The 20,114-nt window shown below is 73.5% G+C and carries 18 protein-coding genes; 11 read left to right on the top strand and 7 right to left on the bottom strand.

The features are described from left to right. Positions 1-96: 96 nt before the first annotated feature. Both ABZ444_RS38320 and metH read right to left on the bottom strand, forming a co-directional pair. The gene (locus ABZ444_RS38320) at positions 97-738 is read right to left on the bottom strand and encodes an HAD family phosphatase (protein ID WP_358008149.1); all 642 of its coding nucleotides are present in this window, start codon (positions 736-738) and stop codon (positions 97-99) included. Between the two features lie 21 nt (positions 739-759). Beyond that, positions 760-4,224 (bottom strand): methionine synthase, encoded by a 3,465-nt coding sequence (gene metH, locus ABZ444_RS38315; protein ID WP_358008145.1) that lies wholly within the window; start codon positions 4,222-4,224, stop codon positions 760-762. A 317-nt stretch (positions 4,225-4,541) separates the two neighbouring features. Between metH and ABZ444_RS38310 the strand changes: the two genes are divergently transcribed. Then, positions 4,542-5,396: a PAC2 family protein gene (locus tag ABZ444_RS38310; RefSeq protein ID WP_358008142.1), complete on the top strand. Its 855-nt coding sequence runs from the start codon at positions 4,542-4,544 to the stop codon at positions 5,394-5,396. A 338-nt stretch (positions 5,397-5,734) separates the two neighbouring features. On the opposite strand, the gene ABZ444_RS38305 is transcribed toward ABZ444_RS38310, so the two are convergent. Both ABZ444_RS38305 and ABZ444_RS38300 read right to left on the bottom strand, forming a co-directional pair. Continuing rightward, positions 5,735-6,589 carry a CbiX/SirB N-terminal domain-containing protein gene (locus tag ABZ444_RS38305; RefSeq protein ID WP_358008139.1) on the bottom strand — a complete coding sequence of 285 codons (855 nt, stop codon included), beginning with the start codon at positions 6,587-6,589 and terminating at the stop codon, positions 5,735-5,737. Between the two features lie 200 nt (positions 6,590-6,789). Continuing rightward, the gene (locus tag ABZ444_RS38300) at positions 6,790-7,947 is read right to left on the bottom strand and encodes a uroporphyrinogen-III synthase (protein WP_358008136.1); all 1,158 of its coding nucleotides are present in this window, start codon (positions 7,945-7,947) and stop codon (positions 6,790-6,792) included. Between the two features lie 248 nt (positions 7,948-8,195). Between ABZ444_RS38300 and ABZ444_RS38295 the strand changes: the two genes are divergently transcribed. Next, on the top strand, positions 8,196-8,660 hold the full coding sequence (locus ABZ444_RS38295) for a peptide deformylase (RefSeq protein WP_352364015.1): 465 nt from the start codon (positions 8,196-8,198) through the stop codon (positions 8,658-8,660). Here ABZ444_RS38295 and ABZ444_RS38290 read toward each other — a convergent pair. The 3 genes from ABZ444_RS38290 to ABZ444_RS38280 all read right to left on the bottom strand — a co-directional run bounded on the left by ABZ444_RS38290 (position 8,596) and on the right by ABZ444_RS38280 (position 10,454). Next, positions 8,596-8,880: a WhiB family transcriptional regulator gene (locus ABZ444_RS38290; protein ID WP_357977583.1), complete on the bottom strand. Its 285-nt coding sequence runs from the start codon at positions 8,878-8,880 to the stop codon at positions 8,596-8,598. The genes ABZ444_RS38295 and ABZ444_RS38290 overlap by 65 nt on opposite strands. A 63-nt stretch (positions 8,881-8,943) precedes the next feature. Further along, entirely contained in the window at positions 8,944-9,864 is a 921-nt protein-coding gene (locus ABZ444_RS38285) for a glycosyltransferase family 4 protein (protein ID WP_358008132.1), read from the bottom strand. Beyond that, positions 9,861-10,454, bottom strand: a complete 594-nt coding sequence (locus ABZ444_RS38280; protein WP_357977253.1) for an HAD-IIIA family hydrolase — start codon at positions 10,452-10,454, stop codon at positions 9,861-9,863. The genes ABZ444_RS38285 and ABZ444_RS38280 overlap by 4 nt, the downstream gene beginning before the upstream one ends. Before the next feature lie 173 nt (positions 10,455-10,627). Between ABZ444_RS38280 and ABZ444_RS38275 the strand changes: the two genes are divergently transcribed. From ABZ444_RS38275 to ABZ444_RS38235, 9 genes are read left to right on the top strand one after another with little or no spacing between them, the layout of a single operon-like run. Further along, the gene (locus ABZ444_RS38275) at positions 10,628-12,259 is read left to right on the top strand and encodes a carbamoyltransferase C-terminal domain-containing protein (RefSeq protein ID WP_358008129.1); all 1,632 of its coding nucleotides are present in this window, start codon (positions 10,628-10,630) and stop codon (positions 12,257-12,259) included. After that, positions 12,256-13,278, top strand: a complete 1,023-nt coding sequence (locus ABZ444_RS38270) for a glycosyltransferase (protein WP_358008126.1) — start codon at positions 12,256-12,258, stop codon at positions 13,276-13,278. The genes ABZ444_RS38275 and ABZ444_RS38270 overlap by 4 nt, the downstream gene beginning before the upstream one ends. Next, positions 13,275-14,492 (top strand): glycosyltransferase family 9 protein, encoded by a 1,218-nt coding sequence (locus ABZ444_RS38265; protein ID WP_358008123.1) that lies wholly within the window; start codon positions 13,275-13,277, stop codon positions 14,490-14,492. Before ABZ444_RS38270 ends, ABZ444_RS38265 begins: the two co-directional genes overlap by 4 nt. Continuing rightward, positions 14,489-15,679 carry a glycosyltransferase gene (locus tag ABZ444_RS38260; RefSeq protein ID WP_358008120.1) on the top strand — a complete coding sequence of 397 codons (1,191 nt, stop codon included), beginning with the start codon at positions 14,489-14,491 and terminating at the stop codon, positions 15,677-15,679. Before ABZ444_RS38265 ends, ABZ444_RS38260 begins: the two co-directional genes overlap by 4 nt. A gap of 2 nt (positions 15,680-15,681) precedes the next feature. Beyond that, the gene (locus ABZ444_RS38255) at positions 15,682-16,230 is read left to right on the top strand and encodes an SIS domain-containing protein (protein WP_358008117.1); all 549 of its coding nucleotides are present in this window, start codon (positions 15,682-15,684) and stop codon (positions 16,228-16,230) included. Further along, the gene (locus ABZ444_RS38250; protein WP_358008114.1) at positions 16,230-17,573 is read left to right on the top strand and encodes a PfkB family carbohydrate kinase; all 1,344 of its coding nucleotides are present in this window, start codon (positions 16,230-16,232) and stop codon (positions 17,571-17,573) included. The genes ABZ444_RS38255 and ABZ444_RS38250 overlap by 1 nt, the downstream gene beginning before the upstream one ends. Then, positions 17,570-18,244 (top strand): SDR family oxidoreductase, encoded by a 675-nt coding sequence (locus ABZ444_RS38245; RefSeq protein ID WP_358008112.1) that lies wholly within the window; start codon positions 17,570-17,572, stop codon positions 18,242-18,244. The genes ABZ444_RS38250 and ABZ444_RS38245 overlap by 4 nt, the downstream gene beginning before the upstream one ends. Next, positions 18,235-19,107: a glycosyltransferase family 9 protein gene (locus ABZ444_RS38240; protein ID WP_358008109.1), complete on the top strand. Its 873-nt coding sequence runs from the start codon at positions 18,235-18,237 to the stop codon at positions 19,105-19,107. The genes ABZ444_RS38245 and ABZ444_RS38240 overlap by 10 nt, the downstream gene beginning before the upstream one ends. Further along, the gene (locus tag ABZ444_RS38235) at positions 19,104-20,066 is read left to right on the top strand and encodes a UDP-glucuronic acid decarboxylase family protein (protein ID WP_358008106.1); all 963 of its coding nucleotides are present in this window, start codon (positions 19,104-19,106) and stop codon (positions 20,064-20,066) included. The genes ABZ444_RS38240 and ABZ444_RS38235 overlap by 4 nt, the downstream gene beginning before the upstream one ends. The last annotated feature ends 48 nt before the right edge of the window (positions 20,067-20,114 follow it).

Here is a 20,114-nt window from a genome sequence, read left to right as displayed (position 1 = left end):
TCGACCGGACCAACCACCGAGCGGCCATCGCCATCGATGTCCTTACCGACCCCGAATCGACAACCGCCCAAGCACCCTAACTAACCGGCATTGCCCCTAGGGGATCAGGGCCCGCAGATCGGCGACGCCGACGTCGGCCAGCGAGGAGACCACCAGACGGCCGGGGGCCGGCTCGACGGGCAGCAGGTTGGGGACGGCCACGACGGCGCAGCCCGCCGCCGTGGCGGCCGCCACGCCGTTGGGTGAGTCCTCCAGCACCACGCAGCGCACCGGCTCGACGCCGAGCAGCCCGGCGGCCTTGAGGTAGGGCTCGGGGTCGGGCTTGGTCCGCTCGACGTCGGCGGCGGTGACGACGAGGTCGAAGCGATCTTCGCCGAAGCCCTTCAGCACGGCGTCGGCGATCTCCCGCATCGACGAGGTGACCAGGCCGACCGGCACCCCCTCGTCGCGCAGCGCCGCCAGCAGCTCCGCGGCCCCCGGCATGACGCCGACGCCGTCCGCCAGGCGCTCGACCATGCCGGAGACCATCCACTCCTGCACCGTCGGCGCCGGCACGTCGGCCCCGGAGACGGCGAGCATGTAGTCGAGCGTGCGCTCCATGGACCCGCCGACCAGGTGCGCCTGGTGCTGCGGCGTCCATTCGGCGCCGAGCCTGGCCATCACCCTGGTCTCGATCTCCAGCCAGACCTTCTCGCTGTCGACGAGCAGGCCGTCCATGTCGAAGAAGACCGCTTCCACGTGCTCTCCCCCGATGACGAACTAGACGTTGAAGTACTTGGCCTCGGGGTGGTGCGCGACCAGCGCCGAGGTGGCCTGCTCGGGGTGGAGCTGGAACTCCTCCGACAGGCTGACGCCGATGCGCCCCGGGTCGAGCAGCTCGAACAGCTGCTGCTGGTCCTCCAGGTTGGGGCAGGCCGGGTAGCCGAAGGAGTAGCGGCAGCCCTGGATGTTGACCTTGAGCATGTCGTCGAGCGTCTCCTGGCCGCCGATGCCCCACTCCGCGCGCACCCGGGCGTGCCAGTATTCGGCCAGCGCCTCGGTGAGCTGCACCGACAGGCCGTGCAGCTCCAGGTAGTCGCGGTAGGCGTCCTTGGCGAACAGCTCGGCGGTGGCCTGGGAGATCTTGGCGCCCATGGTGGCCACCTGGAAGCCGACGACGTCGACCTCGCCGGAGTCCTTGCCCCGGAAGAAGTCGGCCAGGCACAGGTGCCGGTCGCGGCGCTGGCGCGGGAAGGTGAAACGGGTGCGCTCGTTGCCGTCGTCGCCCAGGATGATCAGCGAGTCGCCGTCGCTGACGCACGGGAAGTAGCCGTAGACGACGGCCGCCTCCAGCAGGCCCTCGGTCTGCATGCGCTCCAGCCACATGCGCAGCCTGGGCCGGCCCTCGGTCTCGACCAGCTCCTCGTAGCCGGGCCCGTCGCCGCCCCTGGTGGGCTTGAGGCCCCACTGCCCCAGGAACAGGGCGCGCTCGTCGAGGAAGGCGGAGTACTCGGCCAGCGAGATGCCCTTGACCACGCGGTCGCCGTGGAAGGGCGCCGCCGGCACCGGGTTGTCGGCGGCCACGTCGGAGCGGGCGGGCAGCTCCTCGACCGGGGTGCGCTGCAGCACCGCGCCGGTCTTGACCCGCCGCTCGCGCAGCGGCGGCAGCGTGGCGCCCGCGACGCCGCGCTTGACGGCCATGAACGAGTCCATCAGCCGCAGCCCCTCGAACGCGTCGCGGGCGTAGCGCACCTGGCCCTCGAACAGCTCGGCGAGGTCCTGCTCGACGTAGGCGCGGGTGAGCGCGGCGCCGCCGAGCAGCACCGGGTACTTCTCCGACAGGCCCCTGGAGTTCATCTCCTCCAGGTTCTCCTTCATGATGACCGTCGACTTCACCAGCAGCCCGGACATGCCGATCACGTCGGCCTTCTGCTCGTCGGCGGCCTCCAGGATGGCCGAGACCGGCTGCTTGATGCCCAGGTTGACCACCTGGTAGCCGTTGTTGGACAGGATGATGTCCACCAGGTTCTTGCCGATGTCGTGCACGTCGCCCTTGACCGTGGCCAGCACGATGCGGCCCTTGGTCTCGCCCTCGAGGCGGTCCATGTGCGGCTCCAGGTAGGCCACGGCGGCCTTCATCACCTCGGCCGACTGCAGCACGAACGGCAGCTGCATCTGGCCGGAGCCGAACAGCTCGCCGACCGTCTTCATGCCGTCGAGCAGCACCTCGTTGATGATCTCCAGCGCGGGCCGCTGGTTGAGCGCGTCGTCGAGGTCGGCCTCCAGGCCCTTGCGCTCGCCGTCGATGATGCGCCGCTTGAGCCGCTCCCACAGCGGCAGCGCGGCCAGCTCCTCGGCCTTGCCGGCGCGCATGGCCGCGGCGTCGACGCCCTCGAACAGGTCCATGAAGCGCTGCAGCGGGTCGTAACCCTCGCGGCGGCGGTCGTAGACCATGTCGAGCGCGACCTGGCGCTGCTCGTCGGGGATGCGGGCCATCGGCAGGATCTTGGAGGCGTGCACGATGGCCGAGTCGAGGCCGGCGTTGACACACTCGTTGAGGAACACCGAGTTGAGCACCATGCGGGCGGCCGGGTTGAGGCCGAAGCTGATGTTGGACAGCCCCAGCGTGGTCTGCACCCCCGGGTAGCGGCGCTTGAGCTCGCGGATGGCCTCGATGGTCTCCAGGCCGTCGCGCCTGGTCTCCTCCTGGCCGGTCGCGATGGGGAAGGTCAGGCAGTCGACGATGATGTCCTCGACGCGCATGCCCCAGTTGCCGGTCAGGTCCTCGATGAGGCGGGAGGCCACGCGCACCTTCCAGTCGGCGGTGCGGGCCTGGCCCTCCTCGTCGATGGTCAGCGCGACGACCGCCGCGCCGTGCTCGCGCACCAGGCGCATGATCTTCTGGAAGCGGGAGTCGGGGCCGTCGCCGTCCTCGTAGTTGACGGAGTTGACGGCCGCCCGGCCGCCGAGCATCTCCAGGCCCGCCTGGAGCACGGCGGGCTCGGTGGAGTCGAGCATGATCGGCAGCGTGGAGGCGGTGGCGAAGCGGAAGGCCAGTTCCTTCATGTCGGCCACGCCGTCGCGGCCGACGTAGTCGATGCACAGGTCGAGCATGTGGGCGCCGTCGCGGGCCTGGTCGCGGGCGGTCTCCACGCAGTCGTCCCAGCGGCCTTCCAGCATCGCCTCGCGGAAGGCCTTGGAGCCGTTGGTGTTGCAGCGCTCGCCGATGGCCAGGTAGGAGGTGTCCTGGCGGAAGGGGACCGTCTGGTAGAGGGAGGAGGCGCCGGGCTCGGGGTGGGGGCGGCGGGTGACCGGCTCCTTGCCGCGCACCCGCTCGACCACCTGGCGCAGGTGCTCGGGGGTGGTGCCGCAGCAGCCGCCGACCAGCGACAGGCCGTAGTCGCGGGCAAAGGTCTCGTGCGCGTCGGCCAGCTCCTGCGCCGACAGCGGATAGTACGCGCCGTCGGAGGTGAGCACCGGCAGGCCGGCGTTGGGCATGCAGGACAGCTTGAGCCGGGAGTGGCGGGCGAGGTAGCGCAGGTGCTCGCTCATCTCGGCCGGGCCGGTCGCGCAGTTGAGCCCGACGATGTCGACGCCGAGCGGCTCGATCGCGGTGAGCGCGGCGCCGATCTCCGAGCCGAGCAGCATGGCGCCGTTGGTCTCGATCGTCACCTGGGCGATGATCGGGACGTCCCGGCCGGCGGCCTCGACGGCCCGCTTGGCGCCGATGACGGCGGCCTTGACCTGGAGCAGGTCCTGGCAGGTCTCGATGATGAGCGCGTCGGCGCCGCCCGCGATCAGGCCGGCCGCGTTGTCGCGGTAGGCGTCGCGCAGGCTCCGGTAGGGCAGGTGGCCCAGCGTCGGCAGCTTGGTGCCCGGCCCCATCGAGCCGAGGACGAAGCGCGGCTGCTCGGGTGTGGACCAGTGGTCGGCCCGCTCGCGGGCGATCCGGGCGCCGGCCTCGGAGTACTCGAAGACGCGCTCGCCGATGTCGTACTCGCCGAGCGCGGCCAGGTTGGCGCCGAAGGTGTTGGTCTCGACGCAGTCGACGCCGACGGCGAAGTACGCGTCGTGCACGCCCTGGACGATGTCGGGGCGGGTGACGTTGAGGACCTCGTTGCAGCCCTCGTGCCCCTCGAAGTCGTCGAGCGTCGGGTCCTGCGCCTGGAGCATCGTGCCCATAGCCCCGTCGGCCACGATCACGCGCTGGGACAACACTTCTCGGAAGGACGGGGAGATGCTCATGCCGTAGAGCTTATCGGCTGAGTCCCGACGGCTTATTCTTCCGCCTGTCAATTGACCCGGCGTCCAATACCGGCGATGAACCGGCGGGCCCGTCCGGCTCCTCCGGGTCGTACCGGTGGGCGGTCCGCCCCCCTTCGGGGTGATCCGCTAGGGGCGAACGGAAGGGAGGGGTGAGCGCGGTGGGACGGGGGATAGTCGCGTGGTGGGCTGGGCGAAAGGGGTGGGCCGGTGGCTCGGAGCGTTCGCGGGGAGATCGGTGACACCGACGCCTGCTTACCGCATAGGCTTAGCGCGATGAGGGAGAGAGGAGGCGACACGTGATCGAGCTCGAAGGGCTCCCCGAGCTCGTCGACCCGGTGCTCATTGCCGCGTTCGAGGGGTGGAACGACGCGGGCGAGGCTTCCAGCGGTGTGATCGCCCATCTCGAGTCGTCCTGGAAGGCCGAGCCGCTGATCGCGCTCGACCCCGACGACTACTACGACTTCCAGGTCACCCGTCCCGTGGTGGAGATGGGCGACGGGCTGACCCGGTCCATCGTATGGCCTACTACGCGGCTGTTCCACGCCCGTCCGCCGGGCAGCGAGCGCGACGTCGTGCTGCTGCGCGGCATCGAGCCCAACATGCGCTGGCGCTCGTTCTGCGCCGACATCATCCAGGTCTGCCGCGAGCTGGGCGTCGAGCTGGCGGTGATGCTGGGCGCGCTGCTCAACGACTCGCCGCACACCCGTCCCGTGCCGATCCTGGGCGGGGCCACCGACGAGGCGCTGGCCCGTTCGACCAACCTGGAGCTCAGCCGCTACGAGGGTCCCACCGGCATCGTCGGCGTGCTCCAGCACGCCTTCGGCGAGGCCGGGCTCGACGCGATCTCGCTGTGGGCCTCGGTGCCCCACTACGTCGCCCAGCCGCCCAACCCGAAGGCGACCCTCGCGCTGCTGCGCCGCATGGAGGACGTGCTGGAGATCCCGATGCCGCTCGGCGACCTCGACGAGGAGGCGCGCGCCTGGGAGCGCGGCGTCGACGAGCTGGCCTCCCAGGACAGCGAGGTGGCCGAATACGTCAAGGAGCTGGAGGAGCGCAAGGACGCGGCCGAGCTGCCCGAGGCGAGCGGCGACGCGATCGCCGCCGAGTTCGAGCGCTACCTGCGCCGCCGCGACCGCGACACCGACGGCTGACCCGGGGCGCATCCCGGCTCACGCTGCCACGCCTGACAGCTGACTCCGAGACGCACCCCGGCTCGGGCCGCCACATCCGACGGCCTGCTCCCGGAGCAGTCCCGCGGCACGGTCCTCCACACTCGACGGCCGACTCCGGGCTCATCCCGGCTCGGGCCGTCACCCCTGGCGGCCGACTTCGAGACGTATCCCGGCCCGGCCCCGCCCCGCACCCGACGGCTGGTTCCGGGGCGCATCCCGACATCCCAGGCCGGGGGCTGAGGGGCGTTCAGCCACATCCCAGGCCGGAGGGTGAGGTCGCTCGGCCACATCTCGGGCCGGGCTCACGAGGTCGCTCGCTACATCTCAAGGCCTGTGAGGTCGCGTGGCCAGATCCTGGGGCATGTGAGGTCGCGTGGCCAGCTCCTGAAGCATGTGAGATCGCGTGGGTGGATTCCGCCCCATGTGAGGTCGGGCTGCCTCTGGGCCGGGGCCGGGTGCGGGCGTCGGTGTTTGACGGACTGGTCGAAGCGGTGCCAGATCAGGGCGGTCACGGCGGGGTCCGGGGCCAGCGGGGCGGTGACCAGGTCAGCGCCGGAGGCGGCCAGCCGGTCGTGGAAGTAGCCGGGCGCCAGCACGTACGAGGCCACCACCACCCGGCCACGAGACGTCCTGCGCGCCTGGTCCACCGCGTCGGGCAGCGACGGCGTCCCCGAGGCGGCGAAGGCCGCCGTGACCGGCCGCGACAGGCGTACCGAGAGCCGCCGGGCCGCGGCGCGCACGTCGGCGAGCCCCGCGGGGTCGGACGAGCCCGCCGCCCCCAGGACCACCGTGTCGGCGGCGCGCAGCCCCGCCTGGGCCAGCGTGCGGGCGAGCGCCGAGGTCAGCAGGCCGTGCGGGCCCAGCCGGCCGGCCACCAGCGCGTCCGGACGGCGGGCGGCGACGACCTCGGGCAGGTCGACATGCACGTGGTAGCCCCCGGCCAGCAGCAACGGCACGACCACCACCGGCCCCGGCACGGCCGGCAGCACGTCGGCGAACAGCGGCGCACTGATCTCCAGAAAGCTCAGCTCGACCCGGCACCCCGGCCGGGCCCGGCGGACCGAGCGGGCCAGCGCGGCCAGGGCCCGCTCCCCCGCGACGCTCCGCGTACCATGCGCAGCCAGCACCAGCGTGGGCAGCGTCCCGTCCCCCAGCGCGGTTGTCCGCACCACAGGGGACGCACCCACCTGAACGGGCGCACGCACGAGAGCGGACGCACGCACGAGCACAGGCGCAGGCACGACATCCGGCGCACGCACGACATCCGGCGCACGCACGACATCCGGCGCAGGCACGACATCCGGTGCACGGACGAGGCCCGGTGCACGGACGAGAGCTGGTCCGCCGCCCGGCGCCGGGTCGGGGTGGGGGGTCATGGGGTGGGCTCGTGGGGGCAGGCCAGGCGGTAGCCGCGTTTGACGACCGTCTCGACGATGCCGCTCGGCCCCAGGGCCCGGCGCAGGCGGGTGACGGCCATCTCCACCGCGTGCTCGGCCGAGTCGCGGACGGCGCTGCCCGGCAGGACCGTACGCAGGTCGGCGCGGGAGACCACGTGGCCCGGCTTGTCGGCCAGGCGTTTGAGCACCGCCATCGGCGCGGGCGGCAGGGGACGCAGGTCGCCGTCCACGACGACGGCGTGGCCGCGTACCTCCAGCCGGTGCCCGGCCGCGACCAGCCGGGTGACTCCGTGCTCGGGCAGGTGTCTGGCCAGGGCGCGGGCCAGGGCGCCGAGGCGGGAACGGTCGGGCTGCAGGACGCGTACACCACGCGAGGTCAGCGGCTCGGCCGTCACGGGCCCCACGCAAGCGGCCACGACGGACCCGCCGAACGCGGCCAGCAGCGCGTCCTCCAGCCCGTCGGAGCGCGCCGCGCCGAGCATGGCGTGGACGGCGGGCGCGCTGGTGAAGGCCACGGCGTCCACCGCACCGGAGACCGTCTGGCTGATCAGGCGGCGCAGGGGCGAGCCGTCGCGGCAGGGCAGCCACCGGTAGACCGGGATCTCGATCACCTCGGCCCCGGCCGCGCGCAGGTCCGCCACGAAGGCGGTGAGCGGCTCGCCGTGCTGCTGGACCGCGATGCGCCGGCCGCGCAGGTCCTGGGCGAGCAGGTACTCCTTGACCTCGTCGCAGGACTCGGTGACGGGCGTCCAGTGGTCGGTCAGCCCGGCGGCCCGTACGGCTCCCCTGGCCTTGGGACCGCGGGTGAGCAGGCGGGCCCGGCCGAGGTGGTCGCCGAGGTCGGCGGACAGGCCCCAGCCCTCGGCGGCGGCCATCCAGCCGCGGAAGCCGACGCCGGTGGTGACGACCACGTCGTCCAGGGGGGCCTGGAGGGTGCGCCGGGTGGCGGCGAGCAGGTCGGCGTCCTCGGCCAGGGGCACCAGGCGGATGGCGGGGGCGATGACGACGCGGGCGCCGCGCCGCGCCAGCAGCGCGGCGAACTCCTCCCGCCGCCGCGTGGCGGTCACCCCGATGGTGAACCCGGCCAGCGCGTCGGGCGCCGTCTCGGGAGACCCTTCAGAAGGGGCGGTCATGCCGGTACCTCCGGGCTGGCGGGGTCCGGCCGGGCCCCGAGCGCCCGGCCGGGCATCACAGGCGCGGGCGACGCAAGTGAAATCACCCCCCGATCCTGCTTTCGGGTGGTTTCACCCTTGGGTCTCCGCTGTTACCGCTGTGCTACAAGGCACGGCCTTCAGGGTTGAGGGGATCCGGCGACGGGAACCGTTCCGCATGACGATCGCGGCGTTTCGGGGAGTTGCGGGTGACGGTCCGGCCTATTCGCGTGTTCGACGATCCGGTGCTCCGCGTGGTGGCGGAGCCGGTGCACGACTTCGACCGGGAGCTGCGGCGCCTGGTGAAGTCGCTGACGCTCACCCTGCGGGCGGGCACGGGCCGGGCGGGCCTGTCGGCCCCGCAGATCGGCGAGCCGGTGCGGGTGCTCGTCTACTCCTACGACGGCCGTTCCGGTCATCTGGTCAACCCGCGGCTGGAGCTGTCGGAGCGGCGGATCACCGCCGACGAGGCGTGCCTGTCGGCGCCGGGCCTCTGGCGTCCGCTGGAACGCTCCTACATGGTCACGGCGCGCGGCCGCGACATGTTCGGCAAGCCGGTGACGCTACGGGCGCTGGGCGTGCTGGCGAGGGTGCTGCAACACGAGGCCGATCATCTCGACGGAGTGCTGTTCAGCGACCACCTCGAAGCTGAGGAGCGGGAACGCTTTCTTGCCGAGGCACTGCCGGCGAGCTGAGCTCACGCCGCTGTTCGGGGTCGGTGCCGCCCCACACGCCGTGCGCCTGCCGGGTGTCCAGCGCGTACTGCAGGCAGGGCCGGCGCACGGGGCACCGGCCGCAGATCGTCTTGGCCTTCTCGACCTGCGAGCGGCCGGGGCCTTCGAGCGAGATCGGGAAGAACAGTTCGGGGTCCAGTTCCAGGCAGGCTGCCCTGCGTGACCAGTTGAGCATCATCATGCCCATCGCGCCTACCCATGCCTTCCGGCGTCATACCTGTCAGATCCCGGCTCAGATCCCGGCTCAGATCCCGGCCAGCAGCCGGTCCCAGTCCCGCAGGAACCTGGGCAGGCCGTAACGGGCCAGGGCGGCGGCCCGCGCCGCCTTGCCCGCCTGGGCGGCCCGCTCGGGGTCGGTGACGAAGGCGTGCAGGGCGTCGGCCAGCACGTCCACCCTGGTGGAGATCACCCCGGCCTCCTGCGGCACCGCCTCGACGGCCTCGGTCGTGGCCAGCGCCACGACGGGCAGGCCGAGGGTCATGGCCTCGATGAGGGCCAGGCCCAGCGACGTCCAGCGGTAGGGGTGCAGGTAGGCGCGTCTGCGGGCCAGGGCGGCGTGCATGACGTGCTGCGGCAGGTCCTCGTAGGTGCCGTACGGCAGGCCGTCCACCTTCATGCCGAAGACGTCCAGCGGGACGCGCTCGGCGAAGCGCGGCAGCAGGTCGGTGCCGGCGACCCTGGTACGGCGTACCGGCTCGTTGACCACGACGCCGGCCCTGGCCAGCTCGCCGGTGTACAGGTGACCGGGGTCGGGGACGCCGTGCTCGATCACGCGGGTGGGCGCCCGGCCGTTGTCCCAGAACAGCTCGTTGAAGTGGGTCACATGGACGATCGTGATGTCACTCTGGCCGGACAGCGGATGCCTCGTGCGCGGGACGTCGCCGGCCGGGGTGTTGTGCTCGACGTACACGCCGGGCACCGCGCGGCCGAGCCACTCGCGGGCCAGGTCGATCTCGTGCGGCCGCTGGTAGACGACCACGTCGATGGGCTCGTCGCGGAGCCGGTCGTAGGGCACCTCGCGGACGTTGTCCGGCCAGTCGTAGGTGGCGGCGCGCCCCCGGCCGTCGGGACCTCGTCCGGGGACGAGCGGCAGCACGTAGTCGTGGCCGCCGCTGACGAAGGCGCTGGTCCACGAGCCGTGGACGTGCCAGATGAGGATCCTCACCAGCGGCTCCAGCCCATGGCCCGGGCCCACGGCGCGGACGAGGCCGCCGCCACGGGCACCTCGGGCGCGCTGAGCACCCGGTCGACGACGTCGGTGAGATCCTCGGCGACCTCGGCCGCCTGCTCGATCTCCTCCTCCAGCGTCTGCCTGGTCGGCACGAGGATGCCCCGGGCCCCCGCGGCCCTGGCCGCCTCCATGTCCCGGCCGATGTCGCCGACCACCACGCAGTCGCGCGGGCTGACGTCGAGGACGGCGGCCGCCCTGATCACCAGCCCCGGCGCCGGTTTGCGGCAGGTGCAGCCGTCGGCGTCGTCGTGCACGCAGATGGCCCAGGCGTCGAACGGCCCGAGCAGTTCCTCCACCCTGGCGTTCACCTGGTCCATCTCGTCCGGCGAGAGCAGGCCCTTGGCCACGCCGGACTGGTTGGTGACCACCGCGACGGGCACGTCGGCCCGGCGGAGCCTGCCGAGCGCCTCGACCGCTCCCGGCATGGGCTCGACGAGGCGCGGGTCGCCGTTGTACGGCACGTCTTTGATCAAGGTTCCGTCCCGGTCGAAGAGGACGGCCCCGGGACGTCGCTTTTCGAACACCTTTCACCTCCGTCGCGTGATCCGGCAGCTACCCGGGCCGCCACCCGGCAAACAACTACTCAGAGTGACCAAACCCAGGCGGTTACGCCTGTTTTCGCATCTCCCGAGGTAGTCGCAGGTTTGAGAGCCGCTTCTCTCGGTAGCGGTTCTTGACATCTGCGGGGGAGGAAACGATGAAGTTTCTCGGCATCAACGCGATCTTCCACGACCCGGCCGCGGCCCTGGTCGTCGACGGGAAGATCGTGGCCGCGGCGGAGGAGGAGCGCTTCAGCCGCCGCAAACACGGCAAACGGCCGCTGGCGTTCTCCGCCTGGGAGCTGCCCGAGCAGGCCGCCGCCTGGTGCCTGCACGAGGCGGGCCTGTCCCCCGAGGACCTGGACGCCGTGGCCTACTCCTACGACCCTGCGCTGGTCGTCCAGCGGCCGGAGGGCGACTGGGAGGACCTGCGCACCCGGTACGCCGTCAGGGCCCCCGCCTTCCTGGCGACCGCGCTGCCGGGCCTGGACGCCGGGCAGGTCTCGTACGTGCCGCACCACGTGGCGCACGCCGCCTCGGCCGGCCTGGCCTCCCCCTGGCGCGACTGCGCGGTGCTGGTGTGCGACGGGCGCGGCGAGAACGTCTCGCACCTGGCCGGCCGCTACCGCGACGGCGAGCTGGAGGTGCTGGCCGCCCAGGAGCTGCCGCACTCGCTCGGCCTGATGTACGAGGACGTCACCCAGCACCTGGGCTTCCTGCGCTCCAGCGACGAGTACAAGGTCATGGCCATGGCCTCCTACGGCCGGCCGCGGCACCTGGAGTCGCTGCGCGAGATCATCTACACGACCGGCGACGGCGGCTTCCGCGTCGAGCCGGTCGACTGGAACGTCTACGTCAAGGCCCTGGCCATGGGCGAGCCCTGGACCTCCGACCACGCCGACCTGGCCGCCAGCGTGCAGGCCCGGCTGGAGGAGGTGCTGCTGGAGCTGGTCCGCTGGCTGCACGAGCGCACCGGCGAACGGCGGCTCGCGCTGGCCGGCGGGGTGGCGCTGAACTGCGTGGCCAACACCCGGCTGCTGGACGAGGGGCCGTTCGACGAGGTGTGGGCCCAGCCGGCCGCCGGCGACTCCGGCACGGCGCTGGGCGGCGCGCTGCACCTGGCGCAGACCTACGGCGAGCCGGCCGGTCCCATGCCGGGCGCGGCGCTCGGGCGCGGGTTCACCGACGAGGAGCTGGGCGCCTGGCTGGACGTGGCGCGGGTGCCGTACACGCGGCCGGCGGACCTGGGCGCGGCGGTGGCCGCCGAGCTGGCCGCCGACCGGATCGTGGCCTGGTTCCAGGGCCGGTCCGAGTACGGGCCGCGGGCGCTCGGACGCCGGTCGCTGCTGGCCCATCCGGGGCACGCGGGCAACACCGAGCGGCTCAACGACGTCAAGGGCCGGGAGCAGTTCCGGCCGATCGCGCCCATGGTCCTGGAGTCCAGGGCGCCGGAGATCTTCGGGCGGGGGCCGGTGCCCTCGCCGTACATGCTGTTCGTGCACGACGTGCGCGAGCCCTGGCGGGACCGCATCCCGGCGGTGGTGCACGTGGACGGCACCGCGCGCATCCAGACGATCTCGCCGGCCGACGACCCGCTGATGGCGCGGGTGCTGACCGAGTTCGAGGCGCGCACGGGGCTGCCGGTGGTGGTCAACACCAGCCTGAACACCGCGGGCCGGCCGATGGTCGACGACCCGCGGGACGCGCTGGAGTGCTTCGGCTCCTCGCCGGTGGACGTGCTGGCGCTGGGGCCGTACCTGGTGCGGCGCGGGGAGGTGTTCGCCTCGTGATCACCGTCGTGATCCCCACCATCGGCCGCGCCACGCTGGGGGAGACGCTGGCGGCGGTGGGCCGGACGGTGCCGGTGATCGTGGTCGACGACCGCCGGGCGGCCGCCGCCGCGCTGGAGCTGCCCGATCACGTGCGGGTCGTGCGCTCGGGCGGGCGGGGCCCGGCCGCGGCGCGCAACGCCGGCTGGCGGGCCGCCGGGACGCCCTGGGTGGTGTTCCTCGACGACGACGTGATCCCCGCGCCCGGGTGGGCCGAGGCGGTCTGGAAGGACCTGGTGGACCTGCCCGACGACGTGGGCGGCAGCCAGGGCCGGATCGAGGTGCCGCGGCCGGCCGGCCGGCCCACCGACGCCGAGCGGCACACGCTGGGGCTGTCGGACGCGCTGTGGGTGACGGCCGACATGGCCTACCGGCGTTCGGTGCTGGAGCAGACGGGCGGGTTCGACGAACGTTTCCCCCGGGCCTACCGGGAGGACGCCGACATCGCCCTACGGGTGGCGCGGGCGGGCCACCGGCTGGTCGCGGGCCGGCGGGTGACCACGCACCCGGTGCGCGAGGACGGGTTCTGGGCGAGCGTGCGCTTCCAGCGCGGCAACGCCGACGACGCGCTGATGCGGCACCTGCACGGGCCGCGCTGGCGTCAGGCCATCGGCGGCTCGGGCGGCCGGCTGCGCCGCCACGCCGCCACCTCGGCCGCCGCGCTCACGGCCGCCGCCCTCGGCCTGGCCGCCACCGTGGCCCGCCCGTCCGGAAGAGGACGCACGGACCGGCGGCCCGGGAGGCGACCCCACAGTCGGCCCGGCGGGCGGCGCGCGGCCGGCGGGTGGCGGGCGTTGCCGGTGCTGGCCGCGGTCGCCGGAGCCCTGTGGGCCGCGATGACCGCCGAGTTCGCCTGGCGGCGCATCGTCCCAGGGCCGCGTACCCCGCGCGAGGTGTGGCGCATGGCCGTCACCAGCGTGGTGATCCCGCCGGTCGCCTGCGTGCACCGGCTTCGGGGGGAATGGAGGTGGCGGCGATGAGACGTCGCGATCCGGCGGCTCGGTGCGACCGCAGCCGTACGAACGCCACGCAGCGCCGCGGTAAGGCCGGACGGGCCGCCCACACGCCCGCGGCCACGGAGGCCGCGCCCGCGGAGACCACCACGGCGGCGGCCGGCACGCTGGAGGCAGCGGTGTGCCAGGCGGCGGGAGAGCACGGCGGCGGCCGGGGACGCGTCCTGGTGGCGCGGCTCGACGACGCCGGAGACGTCCTGCTGGCCGGGCCCGCCACCCGGGCCGTGCGCACGCTCGCCGACGAGCTGGTCTTCCTGGCCGGCCCCAACGGCCGGGCCGCCGCCGAGCTGCTGCCCGGCGTGGACCGGGTGATCGAGTGGCGGGCGCCGTGGATCGACCACTCCCCCGCCGCCGTGTCCACCGCCCAGGTCGCCGACCTGATCGCCCGGGTCAAGGGCGTGGACGAGGCGCTGCTGCTGACCTCCTTCCACCAGTCGGCGCTGCCGCTGGCCCTGCTGCTGCGGATGGCCGGCGTGCGGCGCGTCTGCGCGATCAGCAACGACTACCCCGGCTCGCTCCTCAACGTCCGGCACGTCGTGGACGAGACGCTCGACGTGCCCGAGGCCGAGCGCATGCTGGCGGTCGCGCGGGCGGCCGGGTTCGATCTGCCACCCGGCGACGACGGCAAACTGGCTGTTCGGCGGCCATTGCCGGATATCAGCCGGGAAAGCGGGCATTTCCTAGGCGTCGGCGGCGCTGCCGATGAACGCTCGTACGTCGTGGTGCATCCAGGGACGTCAGCCCCCGCCAGAACGTGGCCGGCCGAGAAGCATCGGCAGGCCGTCAGGGAGCTGGTGGACGACGGGCACCGGGTCGTCGTGACCGGCAAGGAACGTGACCTCACCGCCTACGTGGCCTGCGACGCGGCAGTCGACCTCGGGGGCAGGACCACGCTCGCCGAACTGGCCGCCGTGATCGAAGGCGCCAGTGTGCTGGTGGCCGGCAACACCGGTCCCGCGCACCTGGCCGCGGCGGTCGGCACACCGGTCGTGAGCCTGTTCGCCCCTGTCGTCCCCGCCGCTCGATGGGCCCCGTACGGCGTGCCCACGGTCCTGCTCGGCGACCAGCAGGCGCCCTGCTCGGGAAGCAGGGCGCGCACCTGTCCGGTGGCCGGGCACCCGTGCCTGTCCCTGGTGACAAGTGAGCAGGTGGTCAAGGCAGTGAGGGAGCTGACGCAGTGAAGGTCGATCTCATCTCCGAACACGCCGATCCGCTGGCGGCGATCGGTGGCGTGGACGCGGGCGGGCAGAACGTCTACGTCGCGCACCTGGCCGTCGCACTGGCCGAGCGCGGGCACACGGTCGTCGTCCACACCAGACGCTCGGCACGGTCGCAGCCCGACGCGGTGACCATGGCGCCCGGCGTCACGGTCGAGTACGTCACGGCGGGCCCGGCCGCGGTCGTGCCGAAGGACGAGCTGCCGCCGTACATGCCGGAGTTCACCGAACGCCTGGCCGACCGCTGGTCGGCCGACCCGCCGGACGTGGCCCACGCGCACTTCTGGATGAGCGGCCAGGCGGCCCTGCGGGCCGCCGGGGGCGTGCCGGTGGTGCAGACCTTCCACGCGCTCGGGACCGTGAAGCGGCGCTGGCAGGGCGAGGCCGACACCAGCCCGGCCCACCGGATCGACACCGAGCGCGAGATCGGCAAGCGGGCCGACGCGGTGCTGGCCACCTGCAGCGACGAGGTGAGCGAGCTGTGCGCGATGGGCGTGCCCGAGCGGCGCGTCACGGTCGTGCCCTGCGGGGTGGACCTGACGGCGTTCCGCCCGCAGGGGCCGGTCGCGCCGCGGGCGGGCGCCAAGGTGGTGCTCAGCATCGGCCGGATGGTGCCGCGCAAGGGCGTGGACACCATGATCGCCGCGCTGCGCCAGATCCCGGACGCCGACCTGGTGATCGCCGGCGGCGGCCCCGACGACGAGGAGGAGACCGCCCGGCTGCGCGACCTGGCCTTCGCCTACGGGCTCCAGGACCGGGTGCACCTGATCGGCAGCGTCCCGCGCACGCACGTGCCGGCGCTGATGCGCTCGGCCGACGTCGTGGTCACCGTGCCCTGGTACGAGCCGTTCGGGATGGTCCCGATCGAGGCGATGGCCTGCGGCGTGCCCGTCGTGGCCTCGGCGGTCGGCGGCCACCTGGACACGGTCGCCGGCTGCGGCGTGCTGGTCCCGCCGCGCCGCCCGCGGGCGCTGGCCAGGGCGCTGCGCGACGTCCTCGCCGACCCGGGCAGGCGGGCGGCGCTGGGCGCCGCGGGGGCGCGGCGGGCCCGCGAGCGGTACGGCTGGTCCCGCATCGCCGAGCAGACCGAGGCGGTGTACACGCAGGTCATCGACGGCAAGCTCTGCCGGCTGGCCGCTCTGGGGGGTTGATCATGGACAGACATCTGGAAAAGCTCTGGACCACGCTGGAGAGGGTCGACGACCACGCGGTCACCATCCGTGCCTGGGGCGGGAAGCTGGCCGGCGTGCTGTCGGCCGGCGGCCGGCTGCTGGCCTGCGGCAACGGCGGGTCGGCGGCCGAGGCCCAGCACCTGACGGCCGAGCTGGTGGGCCGCTTCAGGGCCGACCGGCCGCCGTACGCGGCCATCCCGCTGCACGGCGACAGCTCCTCGATGACCGCGATCGCCAACGACTTCGGCCACGAGGAGGTCTACGCCCGCCAGGTGCGGGCGCACGGCCGTCCCGGTGACGTGCTGATGTGCCTGTCGACCAGCGGCGGCAGCCCGAACGTGCTGGCCGCGGCCAGGGCGGCGCAGGAGGTCGGCGTCGTCGCCTGGGCGCTGACCGGGCCCGCGCCGAACCCGCTGGCCGACCTGTGCGACGAGGCGGTGGCCGTGCCCGCGCAGGAGACGGCCACCGTCCAGGAGGTGCACCTCGCCATGATCCACCTGCTCTGCGACGCCATCGAGGAGGCCGTCTGATGGGCCCTCTCGTCGTCATCGGCGACACACTGCTCGACGTGGACGTCGAGGGCGACAGCGAGCGGCTGTGCCCGGACGCGCCGGTCCCCGTGGTCGACATCGCGGCCGAGCACGCCCGCCCCGGCGGGGCCGGGCTGGCCGCGCTGCTGGCCGCGCGGGACGGCGCTGAGGTGGTGCTGATCACCGCGATCGGCGACGACCCCGACGGTCACCGCCTGTGCGCGCTGCTGTCGGAGGAGGTCGAGCTGGTACGCCTGCCGCTGAACGGCGGGACCGTGCGCAAGACCAGGGTCAGGTCGAGGGGCCAGACCATGCTCAGGCTCGACAGCGGCGACGGCCTCGCCCGGTCCGACCCGCCCGCCGAGATCCCCGAGGAGATCACGGCCGTGCTGGCCCGCGCCGGCGCCGTGCTGGTCTCCGACTACGGCAGGGGCGTGGCCGGCCTGGCCCGCGAGCTGCTGCGCGAGGCCCGCGTACCGGTCGTGTGGGACCCGCATCCCCGGGGCGGGCCGCCCATGCCGGGCTGCACGCTGCTGACGCCGAGCGAGGCGGAGGCCAGGATGTTGTGCCCGGACGGCTACCGCGGCCCCGACCATGCGGCCCGCCGCCTGGTGCGGGAGCTGCGCGCGGGAGCCGTGGCGGTCACCACCGGCGGGACCGGCGCCACGCTGGCCGTCCAGGGCGGCCCGCTGACGCGGGTGCCGCCGCCGGTGACGGCGGCCGGGCAGGACGCGTGCGGCGCGGGCGACCGGCTCGCCGGCGCCGCGGCGCTCGCGCTGCGGGACGGCGCGGACGTCGAGGAGGCGGTCACCATCGGCGTCGGCGAGGCCTCGCGCTTCGTCGAGCGCGGCGGGGCCGCCACCGTCAGGACCCAGGAGCAGCGGCTCGGCGACCGGCCGCGCACCGCGCTGGAGGTGGCCAGGCTCACCCGCGCGCAGGGCGGCCGGCTGATCGCCACCGGTGGCTGCTTCGACCTGTTGCACGCGGGGCACGTGAGCCTCCTGCGGCGGGCCAGGGCGCTGGGCGACGCTCTCGTCGTCTGCGTCAACTCCGACGACTCGGTGCGCAGGCTGAAGGGCCCGTCCAGGCCCGTCGTCGACGCGCGCGACCGGGTCGAGGTGCTGCGGGCGCTGAGCTGCGTGGACGCGGTCCTGGTGTTCGAGGAGGACACCCCGGCCGAGTCCATCGAGCTGCTGCGGCCCGACGTGTGGGTGAAGGGCGGGGACTACGAGGGGGAGGTCCTGCCCGAGTCAGAGGTCCTGGAGCGGCTCGGCGCCGAGTTCGTCGCGCTCAGCACGCTGCCGGGACGTTCGACCAGCAATCTGATCAGGGAGATCCAGTGAATATTTTGATCACCGGGGGCGCCTCCGGTCTCGGCCTGGCCACCGCCGAGGCGGTCGAGAAGGAGGGCTGGCGGGCGCTCGTCGTCGACGTGCGCGAGCCGGACCAGCGCTTCGACCACGTCACGGCCGACCTGGCCGACCGCGGGCAGGCCGAGCGGGCCGTCCGCGAGCTCGCCGAGCGGGCCGGTGGCCTGGACGGCGTGGTGACCGCGGCCGGCATCGACGCCTGCGGCCGCCTGGAGGACGTGCCCGCCGACGACTGGGAGCGGGTGATCCAGGTCAACCTGCTCGGCACGGCCGCCGTCGTCCGGGCGGCGCTGCCGTACCTGAAGCGCACCCGCGGCAAGGTGGTGACCTGCGCCTCGACGCTCGGGCTGCGCCCGCTGAGCGACGCCTCGGCGTACTCGGCCTCCAAGTTCGGCGTGGTCGGCTTCACCAGGGGGCTGGCGGTCGAACTGCGCGGCGAGGTGGGGGTGACCCTGCTGATCCCGGGCGGCATGCGGACGAGCTTCTTCGACGGGCGTCCCGAGCAGTACAAGCCGGGCCCGGAGGCGGGGCTGAACGACCCGGCCCACGTCGCCCAGACCGTCGTGTTCGCGCTCCGGCAGCCGGCCGGGTGCGAGGTCAGAGAGCTGGTCGTCTGCCCCTCCACGGAGACGTCATGGCCCTAGAACTGCTGGCGTTGCGCGGGCTCGGCCTGGGCGACCTGCTCACGGCCGTCCCCGCGCTGCGGGCGCTGCGGCAGTCCTTTCCCGGGCACCGGATCACGCTGGCCGCGCCGAAGTCCCTGGAGGCCCTGCTGCCGCTGATCGGCGCGGTGGACGCCCAGGTGGACGTGTCCGGGCCGGGCCCGGTGCCGTTCCAGCGGCCCGACATCGCGGTCAACCTGCACGGCAAGGGGCCGCAGAGCATCGAGGCGCTGCGCGCCACCGGCCCCGGCCGGCTGATCAGCTTCGGCGTCGGCCCGCCGTGGCAGGACGGCGTGCACGAGGTGCGGCGCTGGTGCGGCCTGCTGGAGTGGCACGGCATCCCGGCCGACCCGGAGGACCTGACGCTCGGCATCTCCGACCGGACGGGTCCGGTGATCGTGCATCCGGGGGCCGCCTACCCGGCGCGGCGCTGGCCGCCCGAGCGGTTCGGCGAGGTCGCGGCGGCGCTGGACGACGTGGTCGTCACCGGCAACGCCGACGAGGTGCCGATCGCCAGGAAGGTCGCCGAGCTGGCCGGGCTGCCGCAGGAGCGCATGCTGGCCGGCCGTACCGGTCTGGCCGACCTGATCGACCTGGTCAGCCGGGCCCGGCTGGTGGTCTGCGGCGACACCGGGGTCGCGCACCTGGCGACGGCGTTCTGCGTGCCGTCGGTGGTGCTGTTCGGCCCGGTGCCGCCGTCGGAGTGGGGGCCGCCGCCCGGATGGCGGCACGTGGCCCTGTGGGCCGGCCGCAAGGGCGACCCGCACGGCCTGCGCCCGGATCCCGGCCTGCTCAGGATCGAGGTGTCGGAAGTGGTCGACGCAGCTCTGGAGGTCACGTCATGAGGGCTCTGGTCACCGGCGGAGCCGGCTTCCTCGGTTCCTACCTGTGCGAACGCCTGCTGGAGGAGGGCGCCGAGGTCATCTGCATGGACAGTTTCCTGACCGGCGGCCCGCGCAACGTCGAACACCTGCTGGACAACCCGGCCTTCCGGCTCATCGAGAGCGACCTGACCGGGTACGTGCACGTCCCGGGCCGGGTGGACCTGGTGCTGCACTTCGCCTCGGCCGCCTCGCCGGCCGACTACCTGCGCTACCCGATCGAGACGTTGCGGGTGGGCAGCGTGGGCACCCTGCACGCGCTCGGGCTGGCCAGGGAGAAGGGCGCCCGGTTCGTCCTGGCGTCCACCAGCGAGGTGTACGGCGACCCGCTGGAGCACCCGCAGAAGGAGACGTACTGGGGGAACGTCAACCCGGTCGGCCCGCGCAGCGTGTACGACGAGGCCAAACGCTTCGCCGAGTCGCTGACCACCGCCTACCGGCACTCGCGCGGCACCGACACCGGGATCGTGCGCATCTTCAACACCTACGGCCCGCGGATGCGGCCGTTCGACGGCCGGGCGATCCCGACGTTCATCCGGCAGTCGCTGAAGGGCGAGCCGCTGACCATCACCGGCGACGGCTCCCAGACCAGGTCGATCTGCTACGTGGACGACACCGTCTCGGGCATCCTGGCCATGGCCCGCAGCGACTTCACCGGCCCGGTCAACATCGGCAACCCGGACGAGCTGACCATGCTGGACCTGGCCACCCTCATCCGCGACCTGACCGGTTCGGCCTCGGAGATCGAGTTCATCGACCGGCCCGCCGACGATCCGAAGGTGCGCCGGCCCGACACCACCCTGGCCGCCGAGCGGCTGGGCTGGCGGGCGGAGGTGCCCGCCAAGGAGGGGCTGCGGCGCACGATCGAGTGGTTCACCGCGGAGCTGGCCGCGAACGACAGGTTCGAGGAGCTGCGTGTGTGACGGAGAACGCCGAGAGGATCGGCGACTCCACGGGAGGTCGTGGGCCGG

Origin of the sequence: Nonomuraea sp. NPDC005730 (genome assembly GCF_040630865.1) — a bacterium.
Classification (GTDB): domain Bacteria; phylum Actinomycetota; class Actinomycetes; order Streptosporangiales; family Streptosporangiaceae; genus Nonomuraea.
Note: the sequence above shows the minus strand (reverse complement) of the source record. Positions and strands in the feature narration are given on the sequence as shown.

What these genes read in the sequence shown, in the direction of transcription:
- metH (WP_358008145.1), bottom strand. Translation starts at nt 4,224, where the DNA reads ATGAGCATCTCCCCGTCCTTCCGAGAAGTGTTGTCCCAGCGCGTGATC.
- ABZ444_RS38255 (WP_358008117.1), top strand. Translation starts at nt 15,682, where the DNA reads ATGGACAGACATCTGGAAAAGCTCTGGACCACGCTGGAGAGGGTCGAC.
- ABZ444_RS38300 (WP_358008136.1), bottom strand. Translation starts at nt 7,947, where the DNA reads ATGACCGCCCCTTCTGAAGGGTCTCCCGAGACGGCGCCCGACGCGCTG.
- ABZ444_RS38290 (WP_357977583.1), bottom strand. Translation starts at nt 8,880, where the DNA reads ATGATGATGCTCAACTGGTCACGCAGGGCAGCCTGCCTGGAACTGGAC.
- ABZ444_RS38235 (WP_358008106.1), top strand. Translation starts at nt 19,104, where the DNA reads ATGAGGGCTCTGGTCACCGGCGGAGCCGGCTTCCTCGGTTCCTACCTG.
- ABZ444_RS38250 (WP_358008114.1), top strand. Translation starts at nt 16,230, where the DNA reads ATGGGCCCTCTCGTCGTCATCGGCGACACACTGCTCGACGTGGACGTC.
- ABZ444_RS38275 (WP_358008129.1), top strand. Translation starts at nt 10,628, where the DNA reads ATGAAGTTTCTCGGCATCAACGCGATCTTCCACGACCCGGCCGCGGCC.
- ABZ444_RS38240 (WP_358008109.1), top strand. Translation starts at nt 18,235, where the DNA reads ATGGCCCTAGAACTGCTGGCGTTGCGCGGGCTCGGCCTGGGCGACCTG.
- ABZ444_RS38265 (WP_358008123.1), top strand. Translation starts at nt 13,275, where the DNA reads ATGAGACGTCGCGATCCGGCGGCTCGGTGCGACCGCAGCCGTACGAAC.